The sequence below is a fragment of the Streptomyces sp. ICN903 genome (assembly GCF_022015835.1).
Classification (GTDB): Bacteria; Actinomycetota; Actinomycetes; order Streptomycetales; family Streptomycetaceae; genus Streptomyces; species Streptomyces fenghuangensis.
In genome coordinates, this window is record NZ_JAKMAY010000042.1 from 1 (window position 1) to 13,613 (window position 13,613).

The following is a 13,613-nucleotide window of genomic DNA, read 5'->3' on the forward strand; positions in this document are numbered from 1 at the left end:
CCCACGTACCACGGACCGGATCCCCGCCCCGGCCGCCGCTGCGGCCACCGTCCCGACCGCCGCCCCGGCAGTCGGCACCCGGGGGAGGCCGTCATGACCCGGGACGACCATCCCGGCCACGCCGGAGGAAGCGCCGAGCGCCTGGTCGGAGCCGCCGCCGACGGCGAGGACACCGCCGTCGAGGCCGCGCTGCGCCCCAAGGACCTGGCGGAGTTCGTCGGGCAGTCCAAGGTGCGCGAACAACTCGACCTGGTGCTGCGCGCCGCCCGCGCCCGCGGCGGCACCGCCGACCACGTACTGCTCTCCGGCGCCCCCGGCCTGGGCAAGACCACCCTGTCCATGATCATCGCGGCGGAGATGGGCGCCCCCATCCGCATCACCTCCGGCCCGGCCATCCAGCACGCCGGGGACCTGGCCGCGATCCTCTCCTCCCTCACCGAGGGCGAGGTCCTCTTCCTCGACGAGATCCACCGCATGTCGCGGCCCGCCGAGGAGATGCTCTACATGGCGATGGAGGACTTCCGCGTCGACGTCATCGTCGGCAAGGGCCCCGGCGCCACCGCCATCCCCCTGGAGCTGCCGCCCTTCACCCTGGTCGGCGCCACCACCCGGGCCGGTCTGCTGCCGCCGCCGCTGCGCGACCGCTTCGGTTTCACCGCCCACATGGAGTTCTACGAGCCGGCCGAGCTGGAGCAGGTCATCCACCGCTCCGCACGGCTGCTGGACGTGGAGATAGACGCCGAGGGCGCCGCCGAGATCGCCGGCCGCTCCCGCGGCACCCCCCGTATCGCCAACCGGCTGCTGCGCCGGGTCCGCGACTACGCCCAGGTCAGGGCCGACGGCCTGATCACCAGGGAGATCGCAGGTCAGGCACTGGCGGTCTACGAGGTGGACGAACGCGGTCTGGACCGGCTGGACAGGGGGGTGCTGGACGCCCTGCTCAGGCTGTTCGGCGGCGGCCCGGTCGGCCTGTCCACGCTGGCGGTCGCGGTGGGGGAGGAGCGCGAGACGGTGGAGGAGGTCGCCGAGCCGTTCCTCGTCCGCGAGGGGCTGCTGGCCCGCACCCCCAGGGGCCGGATCGCCACGCCCGCCGCGTGGGAGCACATGGGGCTCACCCCGCCCCGGCAGCCGCCGGCGTCCGCACCGGGCCAGCCCGGTCTCTTCGGATCGTGACGGCGTGCGAACTCGCCCTTCGCGGAACCTCAGTGCGATGCTTGACGTTGTTCCCCAGGCGCGGGCTCGCTTAGACTCCGCCGACGCCCTCCGTCCCGGAGGGCATGACCACCCCCGAATACCAGGCCGCTTCCCAGCGGTCGTGTGAAGGAAACCTTCCGCCGTGGATATTGGACTTCTCCTCCCCTTCATCATCCTCATCGGGGCCATGCTCCTGATGACGCGCTCGGCCAAGAAGAAGCAGCAGCAGGCCATGCAGATGCGCGACCGGATGGAGCCAGGCACCGGCATCCGTACGATCGGTGGCATGTACGCGTTGGTGAAGGAGGTCCACTCCGACACGGTCCTCCTGGAGGTCGCGCCGGGCGTGCACGCGGTCTACGCCAAGAACGCCGTCGGCGCCGTGCTGGAGGCCGACGAGTACGAGCGCATCGTCAACGGCGAGGACCACGACGCGGACGCCCCCGTCGTCCCGGACGACGCCTCCTCGCTGGTCTCCGACGGCGGCGTGGACAAGACCGACCTGAGCAAGACGGACTCCTCCGCCGACGACGCGGAGACCGGGGACGCCAAGCGGAAGGGCGACACCGACTCCAAGTGAGTCGCCCCGCCGCGAGCCCCGACGGGCCCGGCGGCACCGCATGTCCTTACGACCACTTCGCGCGCCGCGCGGCGACCATTCGAGCGCGGGCGGTTGGACAGGGAGACACGAGAAGGTGGCAGCACCGAAGAAAGGTCGCAGATCACCGGGCAACCAGGGACGGCCGTGGCGTTCCCTGGCGCTCATCCTGGTGGCGATGGTGGCGCTCACCGGAGGCATGTTCCTCTCCGGGCACACCACGCCCCGCCTGGGCATCGACCTCGCCGGCGGCACGAGCATCACGCTCACGGCCAAGGCCCAGCCCGGCAAGGAGGAGGCGATCAACGAGACCAACATGAACACCGCCGTCTCCATCATCGAGCGGCGGGTCAACGGTCTGGGCGTCGCCGAGGCCGAGGTGCGGACGCAGGGTGCCGAGAACATCGTCATCAACATCCCGCGCGGCACCGACGAGAAGCAGGCCCGCGAGCAGGTCGGCACCACCGCCCAGCTCGCGTTCCGCCCGGTCCTGACCGTCGCGTCCGGGGCCCCGCCCCAGCCGGACCCCTCGGCGAGCCCGTCCGGCGCCGCCGGTGACAAGGACGAGAAGGCGGAAGACACCGAGAAGGGCGAGAAGGCCGAGGAGGCGACGGACGGCGAGAAGTCCGGCGACTCCTCCGCGACCCCCTCGCCCGAGGCCTCCACCCAGGGCCGGGCCGTCACCGAGGACCTGCTGGCCGACGGTTCCCAGTCGCCCACCCCCTCGGCCTCCGCGCCCGGGGAGGAGAAGGCCGACGAGTCCGCCGCCCCCGAGCCCTCGCAGCCGGCCCCGGCACCCGACGCCGGCATCCCGGCCGACCTGCAGAAGAAGCTCGACGCGCTGGACTGCGCCACCGACGAGGGCCGCTCCGAGGCCAGCCGGGCCGCCGCCCAGGCGGAGAACTCCGAGTCCGTCGCCTCCTGCGACGAGAGCGGGCTGTACAAGTACGGGCTCGGCCCCGTCGCCGTCCCCGGCACCGACGTCACCGACGCCGCCGCCCTCTTCGACGACCAGCGCGCCCAGGGCTGGATCGTCACCATGGAGTTCGACTCCGACGGCGCCGAGAAGTTCGCCGACATCACCGAGGAGCTCTCCACCCAGGCCGAGCCGCGCAACCAGTTCGCGATCGTGCTGGACGGCGAGGTCGTCTCCGCCCCCCGCGTCTCCGAGCGGCTCGGCGGCGGCAGCGCCGAGATCTCCGGCAGCTTCAACCAGCAGTCCGCCGAGGAACTGGCCAACATCCTCTCCTACGGCGCCCTGCCGCTCTCCTTCGAGGAGAGCAACGTGACCACCATCTCGCCCACGCTCGGCTCCGAGCAGCTCAAGGCGGGCCTGATCGCCGGAGCCATCGGCCTGGTGCTGGTCGTCGTCTACCTGGTCTTCTACTACCGGGTGCTGGCGCTGGTGGCGATCTCCAGCCTGGTGGCCGCGGCCATCCTCACCTACGTCGTCATGACCCTGCTCGGCCCGGCCATCGGCTTCGCGCTGAGCCTGCCGGCGATCTGCGGCGCCATCGTGGCCATCGGCATCACCACGGACTCCTTCATCGTCTACTTCGAGAGGATCCGCGACGAGATCCGCGAGGGCCGGTCCGTCCGGGCCGCCTTCGAGCGGGCCTGGCCCAGCGCCCGCCGGACCATCCTGGTCTCCGACGTGGTCTCGATCATCGCCGCGATCGTGCTGTTCATCGTCTCGATCGGCTCCGTCCAGGGCTTCGCCTTCGTGCTCGGCCTGACGACGGCGCTGGACCTGGCCATCGTCTTCCTGCTCACCAAGCCGATGATGACGATCATGGCCGGCCGGAAGTTCTTCACCAGCGGCCACCCGTGGTCCGGGCTCGACCCGAAGCGGCTCGGAGTCACCCCGCCGCTGTACCGGGGCCGCCGCGCCGCGGTCGCCGCCCCCGCCGAACCGAAGGAGGCCTGAGATGTCGCGATTCGGTAATCTCGGCGGCAAGCTGTACCGCGGCGAGGCCAGCTACGACTTCGTCGGAAAGCGGAAGCTCTGGTACGGCGTCACGCTGCTGCTGATGCTGATCTCCCTGGTGGGCCTGGGGGCCCGCGGCCTGTACATGGGCATCGAGTTCCAGGGCGGCGCCGTCTTCACCACCCCGCCCACCCAGATGTCGATCGAGGACGCACGCGAGACCGCCCAGGAGGTCTCCGGGACCGAGCCCCGCATTCAGGAGCTGGGCAGCGGCGCGCTGCGCATCCAGGTCACCGGGCTGGACAACGAGCAGTCGGAGAAGACCCGCGCGGCCCTCGCCGAGGAGCTCGGTCTCGAGACCCAGGAGCTGGACACCGAGCTGGTCGGCCCCAGCTGGGGCGACCAGATGAGCAGCAAGGCGATCCAGGGCCTGATCGTCTTCCTGATCCTGGTCAGCGTCTACCTGGCCATCGCCTTCGAGTGGCGGATGGCGGTGGGCGCCATGGGCGCCCTGATGCACGACCTGGTCGTCACCATCGGCGTCTACGCCATCGTCGGCTTCGAGGTGACCCCGGGCACGGTGGTCGGCATCCTGACGATCCTCAGCTACTCGCTGTACGACACCGTGGTGGTCTTCGACAAGGTCAAGGAGAAGACCCGGGGCCTGCTCAAGCAGAACCGCCACACCTACGGCGAGCTGGCCAACCTCGGCATCAACGCCACCGTGGTCCGCTCCGTCAACACCTCGGTGGTCGCCCTGCTGCCGGTGGCCGGACTGCTGTTCATCGGCACCGGCCTGCTCGGCGGCGGCATGCTCAAGGACATCTCGCTGTCGCTGTTCATCGGCCTCACCGCCGGTACGTTCTCCTCCATCTTCATCGCCACCCCGATCGTGGTGGACCTCAAGCTCCGCTCGCCGGAGATCAAGGCACACGACCGGCGGACGCTGGCCAAGCGGGCCAAGGGCGGCGACGGGGCGGAGGACGCCGAGGAGGCGGGCGCGGGCGCCGGTGCGCGTCCGTCCGCGGAGCCCACCGCCGCGACGGCCGGATCCGTCGGCGGGCCCCGCTCGCCGGAGTCCGGCAGCCGCGGGCGCCCCTCCGGAAGGCGGCGCTGATCCGATGATCTCCGTCACCGCCGACTTCGAGAGGCTGCGCGGCCTGCTGCTCAGCAGGATCCGCGACGTGCCCGACTACCCCAAGCCGGGAGTGCTGTTCAAGGACATCACACCGCTCCTGGCCGACCCCGAGGCATTCACCGCCCTCACCGACGCGCTGGCCGGTCTCGCCCGGGAGCGCGGCGCCACCAAGGTGGTGGGCCTGGAGGCACGCGGCTTCATCCTGGCCGCCCCGGCGGCGGTACGGGCGGGCGTCGGCTTCATCCCCGTGCGCAAGGCGGGCAAGCTGCCCGGCGCCACCCTGGCGCAGGCGTACGAGCTGGAGTACGGCAGCGCCGAGATCGAGATCCACGCCGAGGACCTCAGCCCCGAGGACCGGGTGCTGGTGATCGACGACGTGCTGGCCACCGGCGGCACCGCCGAGGCGTCGCTGCGCCTGATCCGCCGTTCCGGGGCGCAGGTCGCCGGGGTCGCGGTCCTGATGGAGCTGGGCTTCCTGCCCGGCCGGACCAGGCTGGAGGCCGCGCTGGAGGGCGCTCCGCTGGACGTGGTGATCACCGTCTGAGAGCAGCCGGTGCCACCGCGGCACCGATTTCGCGGAGGGGACGGCCCGGAGCACTCCGGGCCGTCCCCTCCGTCGCGTCAGGCCTGCGGCCTGTGACACCCTCGAAGGCATCCGGCGCCCGCCCCGACACCCGGCGCCGCCCCGCACCGGCGCCCGGTTCGTTCCGGGGCAGGGGTGGATACCATGGCAGTCCGGCCTGTTCCCGGCCGGAACCGCCCTCCGCACGCCGCTGCCGGCGAGGAGGGGCCCACCGAGGAGTTGCCCTTGCCAGACGAGGCCAAGCCGCTCACCGCAGCGCAGCAGCAGGACGCCGGCAGGCCGGCGAAGCCCTCCACTGCGGGCGCCACCGCGGCCGGGAAACGCGGCGGTACTCCCAAACCGTCGCCGTCCACCGCTGCGCCGGCGGGCGGCAGGCGCGACGACGCGGCCTCCCGGGAGAAGGTCTCGGCCACCCGCGCCGTCTCGGGCGTCTCCGGGCGCTCGGGCTCCTCCAACCGCGTCCGCGCCCGCCTGGCCCGCCTGGGCGTCCAGCGCTCCAGTCCCTACAACCCGGTGCTGGAGCCGCTGCTGCGGATCGTCCGGGGCAACGACCCCAAGGCCGACACCGCCACGCTGCGGCAGATCGAGCGCGCCTACCAGGTCGCCGAGCGGTGGCACCGCGGGCAGAAGCGCAAGAGCGGCGATCCGTACATCACCCATCCGCTGGCCGTCACCACCATCCTCGCCGAGCTGGGCATGGACCCGGCCACCCTGATGGCGGGCCTGCTGCACGACACGGTCGAGGACACCGAGTACGGCCTGGACACCCTGCGCCGCGACTTCGGCGACCAGGTGGCCCTGCTGGTGGACGGCGTCACCAAGCTGGACAAGGTCAAGTTCGGCGAGGCGGCCCAGGCCGAGACGGTCCGCAAGATGGTCGTCGCCATGGCCAAGGACCCGCGGGTGCTGGTCATCAAGCTCGCCGACCGCCTGCACAACATGCGCACCATGCGCTACCTCAAGCGGGAGAAGCAGGAGCAGAAGGCCCGCGAGACGCTGGAGATCTACGCCCCGCTCGCCCACCGCCTGGGCATGAACACCATCAAGTGGGAGCTGGAGGACCTCGCCTTCGCGATCCTCTACCCCAAGATGTACGACGAGATCGTCCGCCTGGTCGCCGAACGCGCGCCCAAGCGCGACGAGTACCTGGCGACCGTCATCGACGAGGTCCAGGCCGATCTGCGCGGCGCCCGCATCAAGGCGACCGTCACCGGCCGCCCCAAGCACTACTACAGCGTCTACCAGAAGATGATCGTGCGGGGCCGCGACTTCGCCGAGATCTACGACCTGGTGGGCATCCGCGTCCTGGTCGACACCGTCCGCGACTGCTACGCGGCGCTGGGGACCGTCCACGCCCGGTGGAACCCGGTGCCGGGGCGGTTCAAGGACTACATCGCGATGCCCAAGTTCAACATGTACCAGTCGCTGCACACGACGGTCATCGGTCCCGGCGGCAAGCCGGTCGAGCTGCAGATCCGCACCTACGACATGCACCGCCGCGCCGAGTACGGCATCGCCGCGCACTGGAAGTACAAGCAGGAGGCCGTCGCCGGCGCCTCCAAGGTCCGCACCGACGCGCCCGCCAAGAAGGGCGACGCCGTCAACGACATGGCGTGGCTGCGGCAGCTGCTGGACTGGCAGAAGGAGACCGAGGACCCGGGCGAGTTCCTGGAGTCGCTGCGCTTCGACCTCTCGCGCAACGAGGTCTTCGTCTTCACGCCCAAGGGCGACGTCATAGCGCTCCCGGCGGGCGCCACCCCCGTGGACTTCGCCTACGCCGTCCACACCGAGGTCGGCCACCGCACCATCGGCGCCCGCGTCAACGGGCGCCTGGTGCCCCTGGAGTCCACCCTGGACAACGGCGACCTGGTGGAGGTCTTCACCTCCAAGTCGCCCGGCGCCGGCCCCTCCCGCGACTGGCTGAGCTTCGTCAAGTCGCCGCGCGCCCGCAACAAGATCCGCGCCTGGTTCTCCAAGGAGCGCCGCGAGGAGGCCATCGAGCAGGGCAAGGACGCCATCGTGCGGGCCATGCGCAAGCAGAACCTGCCGATCCAGCGCATCCTCACCGGCGACTCCCTGGTCACCCAGGCGCACGAGATGCGCTACCCCGACATCTCGGCGCTCTACGCCGCCATCGGCGAGGGCCATGTCTCGGCGCAGAACGTCGTCCAGAAGCTGATCCAGGCCATCGGCGGCGAGGAGGCCGCCAACGAGGACATCGCCGAGACCGCCCCGCCCATGCGGCGGCGCTCCAAGCGGCGTTCCAGCACGGACCCGGGCGTGATCGTCAAGGGCGTGGAGGACGTGTGGGTCAAGCTGGCCCGCTGCTGCACCCCCGTGCCCGGCGACCCGATCCTCGGGTTCGTCACCCGCGGCAACGGGGTCTCCGTCCACCGCGCCGACTGCGTCAACGTCGACTCGCTCTCGCGCGAGCCGGAGCGGATGCTGGAGGTCGAGTGGGCGCCGACCCAGTCCTCGGTCTTCCTGGTCGCCATCCAGGTCGAGGCGCTGGACCGCTCCCGGCTGCTGTCGGATGTCACCCGCGTGCTGTCCGACCAGCACGTCAACATCCTCTCCGCGGCCGTCCAGACCTCCCGGGACCGGGTGGCCATCTCCCGCTTCACCTTCGAGATGGGCGACCCCAAGCACCTGGGGCACGTGCTGAAGGCGGTACGCGGGGTGGAGGGCGTCTACGACGTCTACCGCGTCACCTCGGCCCGCCGGTCGTAGCCCGGCACGGGCAGTCCCGCACGGGCAGTCCCGCACGGAAACGGGGCGGCCCCGGCGCCTTCACCCCCGAAGGCGCCGGGGCCGCCCCGTCGCGCGTTCCGCCTCCTCAGCCGCTGAACTCCCGCAGCCCCTTGAGGGCCTGGTCCAGCAGGGCCTGCCGGCCCTCCAGCTCCCGCTCCAGCTTCTGGGCCTTGGCGGTGTTGCCGACCGCACGGGCCTTGTCGATCTGCGCGCGGAGCTTGTCCACGGCGTCCTGGAGCTGGCCGGTCAGCCCCTCCGCCCGCGCCCGGGCCTCGGGGTTGGTACGGCGCCACTCGGCCTCCTCGGCCTCCTGGATCGCCCGCTCCACCGCGTGCATCCGGCCCTCGATCCCGGCCCGGGCGTCCCGGGGCACGTGGCCGATGGCGTCCCAGCGCTCGTTGATCGCGCGGAAGGCCACACGGGCCGCCTTCAGGTCGGTGACCGGGAGCAGCTTCTCCGCCTCGGCGGCCAGCTCCTCCTTGCGGGCCAGGTTCTCCCGCTGCTCGGCGTCCCGTTCGGCGAAGACCTCGCCGCGGGCGGCGAAGAAGACGTCCTGGGCGCCGCGGAAGCGCTGCCACAGCTTGTCCTCGTGCTCGCGCTGGGCCCGGCCCGCGGCCTTCCAGTCCTGCATCAGCTCGCGGTAGCGGGCGGCCGTCGGGCCCCAGTCCGTCGAGCCGGACAGGGCCTCGGCCTCGGCGACCAGCTTCTCCTTGCGCCGCCGGGCCTCCTCGCGCTGCGCGTCCAGCGAGGCGAAGTGGGCCTTGCGCCGCTTGGAGAAGGCCGAGCGGGCGTGCGAGAAGCGGTGCCACAGCTCGTCGTCGGACTTGCGGTCCAGCCGGGGCAGGCCCTTCCAGGTGTCCACCAGGGCGCGCAGCCGCTCCCCGGCGGCCCGCCACTGGTCGCTGGCGGCGAGTTCCTCGGCCTCGGCGACCAGCGCCTCCTTGGCCTTGCGCGCCTCCTCGGCCTGCCGGGCCCGGGCCGCCCTGCGCTCCTCCCGGCGGGTCTCGATCAGCTCGGTGAGCTGGTCCAGCCGCCTGCCCAGGGCCTCCAGGTCGCCCACCGCGTGCGCCTGGTCGACCTGCTGCCGCAGGTGCCCGACGGCGGCCAGGGCGTCCTTGGCCGACAGGTCGGTGGTCCTCACCCGGCGCTCAAGGAGGTCGATCTCCACGACCAGGCCGTCGTACTTGCGCTCGAAGTAGGCCAGGGCCTCCTCGGGGGCTCCGGCCTGCCACGAGCCGACGACCTTCTCGCCGTCGGCGGTACGCACGTAAACGGTCCCCGTCTCGTCGACGCGGCCCCACGGGTCGCTGCTCACAGCGCCTCCTCCACATGATGCCGACGGGAGGCGTGCGCTCCCCGGCATCGTCCACAGTTGTCATACGGCCGGCGGCCGGATGCGACCGGCCCGGCCGGAGGGTCTGCCCGACCGTCGGCGCAGGCACCCCCTACAACGCCAAACATAGGCGACCGGTGCCCGCCCTGTCCGCATCCCGGGCGACCGAAATCCGCTCCCGGAACCGCCTGGAGCGGCCGCCCAGGCCGACCGCTCCGGGCGCGGGCGGGGCACCGGCCGCCGTGGATCAGCTCTTGCGCACCGTCGCCTTGTCGATCACCACGGTCGCGTTCGGCTTGGTGTTGCCCGTCTGCGGGTCCGGCGTCATACCGGCTTCGGCGATCTTCTTCAGCACGTCCATGCCCTCGGTGATGGTGCCGAAGGGGGTGTAGTCCGGGGGGAGCTGGCTGTCCTGGTAGACCAGGAAGAACTGGCTGCCGCCGGTGTCCCGGCCCTCCTTGGTCTGGGCGTTGTACCGGTTGGCCATGGCGACCGTGCCCGCCGGATAGGTGCCCTTCTCCACCTTCGGGTCGTCGAGGTTCTCGTCCGGGATCGAGTAGCCGGGCTGCTGGACCTTGCCGTCCTTCGACATGCCGGTGCCGGTGCCGGTCGGGTCGCCGCACTGCAGCACGTAGATGCCCTGGTTGACCAGGCGGTGGCACGGGGAGTGGTCGAGATAGCCCTCACCGGCCAGGAACTCGAAGGAGTTCACGGTGCGCGGCGTCTTGGCGGCGTCCATCTCGATCTCGATGTCGCCGCAGGTGGTCTCCAGCTTCATCGTGTAGGTGGCCGAGGTGTCGATCGACATCTTCGGCTCCTTCTTCCAGTGCTTCCCGCTCGGCTCGCCCTTCGCCGGCTTCTCGCACGGGTCCGGGGCCTTGCTGGTGGGCGGGGTGGAGGGCTCGGCGGAGGCGTTGTCGGTCTTCTCGTCGTCCGCCGCCAGGCCGCCCGCGGCCGCGTAGGCGCCGCCGGCCGCCAGGACCAGGGCCAGGCCGCCCGCGATGGAGGCGTTGCGGATCCGCCCCTTGCGCCGTGCCTCGGCCCGCCTCTGCTGCTGACGCAGGTACTTCTCGCGGGCGAGCTGCTTGCGCCGCTGCTCACTGCTGACCACGGATCGTCTCCTTCGAATCCTTCGGGGCGTTCTGTACGAGGCGTGCGTACGCACACGTGTGCCACAGCTTGGGCCGTACGGTATACGGGATACGGGTTCGCGGGCTCCGTCCCGTCGCCGGTAGGCTCTGTAACCGCTGCCGGCGGCCGGTTTCGACGGCCGCGGCATCCCCTGCCGGACGACCGAAGGACGATCGTGCTCATTGCCGGGTTCCCCGCCGGGGCCTGGGGGACCAACTGCTATCTGGTCGCCCCCGCCGCGGGCGAGGAGTGCGTGATCATCGACCCGGGCCACCAGGCCGCCGAAGGCGTCGAGGAGGCCATAGCCAAGCACCGCCTCAAGCCGGTCGCCGTCGTCCTCACCCACGGCCACATCGACCACGTGGCCTCCGTGGTCCCGGTGTGCGGCGCGCACGACGTGCCCGCCTGGATCCACCCGGAGGACCGGGAGATGATGAGCGACCCCGAGAAGTGGCTGGGCCGCTCCATCGGGCAGCCGCTGATGGGCGAGCTCTCCGTGGGGGAGCCGGACGACGTGGAGGAGCTGGCCGACGGCGCCGTGCTGTCCCTGGCCGGGCTGGAGCTGACCGTCTCGCACGCGCCGGGCCATACCAGGGGGTCGGTGACCTTCCGGACGCCCGAGCAGGCCGACGTCCCGCCGGTGCTGTTCTCGGGCGACCTGCTGTTCGCCGGCTCCATCGGACGCACCGACCTGCCCGGCGGCGACCACGCCGAGATCCTGCGGTCGCTGGCACGTGTGTGCCTGCCGCTGGAGGACTCGACCGTGGTGCTGTCCGGCCACGGCCCCCAGACCACCATCGGCCGCGAACGCGCCACCAACCCGTTCCTGCGGGAGGTGGCCGCCGGCGGTCCGTTCGGCACGGGAGGCGGCACAGCCGCCCCGCGACGAGGAATGTGACGACGAAGAAGACGTGAGCACCTTCTCCGCCCCCAAGGGCACCTACGACCTGATCCCTCCGGAGTCGGCCGACTACCTGGCGGTGCGCGAGGCGATCTCCGCGCCGCTGAGGCGGGCCGGCTACGGCTACATCGAGACGCCCGGCTTCGAGAACGTCGAGCTGTTCGCCCGCGGTGTCGGCGAGTCCACCGACATCGTGACCAAGGAGATGTACACCCTCACCACCAAGGGCGGCAGCCGCCTCGCGCTGCGCCCCGAGGGCACCGCGCCGGTCGTCCGCGCCGTGCTGGAGCACAACCTGCACCGCGGCGCGCTGCCGGTGAAGGTCTGGTACTCCGGCTCGCAGTACCGCTACGAGCGCCCCCAGGCCGGCCGCTACCGGCACTTCTCCCAGGTCGGCGCCGAGGCGCTGGGCGCCGAGGACCCGGCCCTGGACGCCGAACTGATCATCCTGGCCGTGGACGCGTACCGCTCGCTGGGGCTGAGGAACTTCCGGCTGCTGCTGAACTCCCTGGGCGACCGCGAGTGCCGCCCGGTCTACCGCGCGGCCCTCCAGGACTTCCTGCGCGGACTCGACCTGGACGAGGACACCCGCGCCCGCGTCGAGATCAACCCGTTGCGCGTGCTGGACGACAAGCGCGAGGCCGTGCAGAAGCAGCTCGCCGGCGCGCCGATGATGCCCGACCACCTGTGCGAGGCGTGCAAGGAGTACCACGAGCAGGTGCGCGGGCTGCTGACGGCGGCCGGGGTGGAGTTCGAGGACGACCAGAAGCTGGTGCGCGGCCTGGACTACTACACCCGCACCACCTTCGAGTTCGTCCACGACGGGCTCGGCTCGCAGTCCGCCGTCGGCGGCGGCGGCCGGTACGACGGCCTGTCGGAGATGATCGGCGGCCCGCCGCTGCCGTCGGTGGGCTGGGCGCTGGGCGTGGACCGCACGGTCCTGGCCCTGCGGGCCGAGGGCGTGGAGCTCCCGGCGCCCTCGCGCACCCAGGTCTTCGCCGTCCCGCTGGGGGAGGAGGCGCGGCGCGCGCTGTTCGGCGTGGTCACCGAGCTGCGCCGGCAGGGGATCGCGACGGACTTCGCGTACGGCGGCCGCGGTCTGAAGAACGGCATGAAGTCGGCCAACCGCTCGGGGGCGGCGTACGCCGTCGTGGCCGGGGAGCGGGATCTGGCCGAGGGGGTCGTACAGGTCAAGGACCTCGACAGCGGCGAGCAGGTCCCGGTGCCGCTGGACGGTGTGGTGGCGGAACTGCGACGGAAGCTCGCCTGACTCGTTGTGCGTTGTGCACAATGAAGAACCCCACCTGAGACGACGGGATGACTCGACCATGACGACGACCACGGCGCCACGAGACGAAGCGGCCCGCACCGGCGACGACGGCGGCGGGCCGCCCGCACGGGGCGCCGTGGGCGCGGGCCGCGCCTACGCCCTGCTGCTGGTGATCACCGGTCTGGCCGGGGTGCTCGCCGCCTGGGTGATCACGGTCGACAAGTTCAGGCTGCTGGAGGCCGAGCTCGCCGGGGACACGCTGGACATGGCGTGCGATCTGAACCCGGTGGTCTCCTGCGGGAACATCATGGAGAGCGCCCAGGCGGAGGCGTTCGGCTTCCCCAACCCGGTGCTCGGCCTGGTCACCTACGGCATGATCGTCGCCGTCGGCATGGGCCTGCTGGCCGGCGCGCGCTTCCCGCGCTGGTACTGGCTGACGATGAACGCCGGCATGCTCTTCGGTGTCGGTTTCTGCACCTGGCTGATGTACCAGTCGCTGTACAACATCGGCGCGCTGTGCCTGTGGTGCAACCTGGCCTGGGTCGCCACCCTGCTGATGTTCTGGTACACGACCTTCCGCAACATCCACAACGGCTTCCTGCCCGCCCCGGCCTGGCTGCGCGAGGGTGTGCGGGAGTTCCACTGGGTGATCCCGGCGGTTCACATCGGCATCATCGGCATGCTGATCCTGACCCGCTGGTGGAGCTTCTGGACGAGCTGAACCCCAGGACGGCCGGAAGGGCCGCTCCACGCCGGTGACGGCGTGGAGCGGCCCTTCCGGCCGTCT

The 13,613-nt window shown here is 71.7% G+C and carries 11 protein-coding genes; 9 read left to right on the top strand and 2 right to left on the bottom strand.

Translation table 11 applies throughout. The features are described from left to right. Nucleotides 1-93: 93 nt before the first annotated feature. The 6 genes from ruvB (at nt 94) to L7D48_RS06860 (ending at nt 8,170) form a co-directional block, all read left to right on the top strand. On the top strand, nt 94-1,173 hold the full coding sequence (gene ruvB / locus L7D48_RS06835; protein ID WP_237878026.1) for a Holliday junction branch migration DNA helicase RuvB: 1,080 nt from the start codon (nt 94-96) through the stop codon (nt 1,171-1,173). 163 nt (nt 1,174-1,336) lie between these two features. Next, a complete protein-coding gene (yajC, locus tag L7D48_RS06840; RefSeq protein WP_237878028.1) occupies nt 1,337-1,774 on the top strand; it encodes a preprotein translocase subunit YajC in 438 nt (145 codons plus the stop codon). A 115-nt stretch (nt 1,775-1,889) separates the two neighbouring features. Continuing rightward, entirely contained in the window at nt 1,890-3,719 is a 1,830-nt protein-coding gene (gene secD / locus L7D48_RS06845; RefSeq protein WP_237878029.1) for a protein translocase subunit SecD, read from the top strand. Nucleotide 3,720: 1 nt separating this feature from the next. Then, complete coding sequence (gene secF, locus L7D48_RS06850) at nt 3,721-4,836, top strand: protein translocase subunit SecF (RefSeq protein ID WP_237878032.1); 1,116 nt, start codon at nt 3,721-3,723, stop codon at nt 4,834-4,836. Between the two features lie 4 nt (nt 4,837-4,840). Further along, complete coding sequence (locus L7D48_RS06855) at nt 4,841-5,401, top strand: adenine phosphoribosyltransferase (protein ID WP_237878034.1); 561 nt, start codon at nt 4,841-4,843, stop codon at nt 5,399-5,401. 264 nt (nt 5,402-5,665) lie between these two features. Next, the gene (locus L7D48_RS06860) at nt 5,666-8,170 is read left to right on the top strand and encodes a bifunctional (p)ppGpp synthetase/guanosine-3',5'-bis(diphosphate) 3'-pyrophosphohydrolase (RefSeq protein WP_237878036.1); all 2,505 of its coding nucleotides are present in this window, start codon (nt 5,666-5,668) and stop codon (nt 8,168-8,170) included. 106 nt (nt 8,171-8,276) lie between these two features. Here L7D48_RS06860 and L7D48_RS06865 read toward each other — a convergent pair whose 3' ends face one another. Next, nucleotides 8,277-9,506, bottom strand: a complete 1,230-nt coding sequence (locus L7D48_RS06865; RefSeq protein WP_237878038.1) for a DUF349 domain-containing protein — start codon at nt 9,504-9,506, stop codon at nt 8,277-8,279. Nucleotides 9,507-9,771: 265 nt separating this feature from the next. Beyond that, complete coding sequence (locus L7D48_RS06870) at nt 9,772-10,635, bottom strand: peptidylprolyl isomerase (protein WP_237878039.1); 864 nt, start codon at nt 10,633-10,635, stop codon at nt 9,772-9,774. Nucleotides 10,636-10,830: 195 nt separating this feature from the next. Here L7D48_RS06870 and L7D48_RS06875 point away from each other — a divergent pair, with 195 nt between their 5' ends. The 3 genes from L7D48_RS06875 to L7D48_RS06885 are packed head-to-tail and all read left to right on the top strand — an operon-like array spanning nt 10,831 to nt 13,547. Next, complete coding sequence (locus tag L7D48_RS06875; RefSeq protein WP_237878041.1) at nt 10,831-11,553, top strand: MBL fold metallo-hydrolase; 723 nt, start codon at nt 10,831-10,833, stop codon at nt 11,551-11,553. 13 nt (nt 11,554-11,566) lie between these two features. After that, on the top strand, nt 11,567-12,826 hold the full coding sequence (gene hisS, locus L7D48_RS06880; protein WP_237878042.1) for a histidine--tRNA ligase: 1,260 nt from the start codon (nt 11,567-11,569) through the stop codon (nt 12,824-12,826). A 58-nt stretch (nt 12,827-12,884) separates the two neighbouring features. Continuing rightward, entirely contained in the window at nt 12,885-13,547 is a 663-nt protein-coding gene (locus L7D48_RS06885; protein ID WP_237878044.1) for a vitamin K epoxide reductase family protein, read from the top strand. Nucleotides 13,548-13,613 lie beyond the last annotated feature (66 nt).